Here is a 683-nt window from a genome sequence, read left to right as displayed (position 1 = left end):
GAACAAGAGCAGGACTTGAAAGTACAGCAAGCCCGCTTCAAACAACTGGATAGCTCAATACTCGCTATCGAAAAACAAACACAGTCACTGCTGGCAGAACAGCAACTGGCAACGCTTTCTCAAAAGCAAGAATTTGAACTGAGATTAGAAGGCCTAAAGCAAGAACTCGTCAAAGCAAAACAGAGAAACGAGCAACAAGAAATTGTTTCACCAATAGATGGTCAAGTACAGCAATTAGCAGTCCATACCATTGGCGGTGTCGTCACGCCCGCTCAGGCCCTCATGGTTATCGTGCCCGATCAAAGCAAAATGGAAGTCGACGTGATGATCTTGAATAAAGATATCGGCTTTGTGCAAGAAGGCCAGAAAGCTGAAGTCAAAGTCGATACCTTTAACTTCACCAAGTACGGTTTGATTGATGCAGAGATTAAGAGCATTTCTGACGATGCGATACAAGATGAGAATTTGGGCTTGGTCTATAGTGCTCGGGTAGCCTTGGCCAAAGAGCAATTAGTGGTAGAAGGTAGAGAAGTGAAACTGTCACCGGGGATGTCTCTCAACTTAAACGTGGAATTTTGTACTGACTCACAGGTATGACAAAGAACCTTTCCCACATCACCCTCTTTTAATATTTTCATAACTGGCCTCATTGATGCACACTTATAAACACAGCATTTGGTTCT

1 protein-coding gene is annotated in these 683 nt (G+C 43.5%); it reads left to right on the top strand.

Annotation, left to right across the window (positions count from 1 at the left end; genetic code table 11):
* Positions 1-597: HlyD family efflux transporter periplasmic adaptor subunit (locus tag A3766_RS01575; protein ID WP_156508602.1), on the top strand; the 597-nt coding region annotated here is incomplete at its 5' end.
* Between the last annotated feature and the right edge of the window lie 86 nt (positions 598-683).

The sequence above is a fragment of the Oleiphilus sp. HI0132 genome, assembly GCF_001635845.1.
The sequence above is the reverse complement of the archived record's forward strand: the minus strand, read 5'-3'. Positions and strand labels throughout refer to the sequence as shown.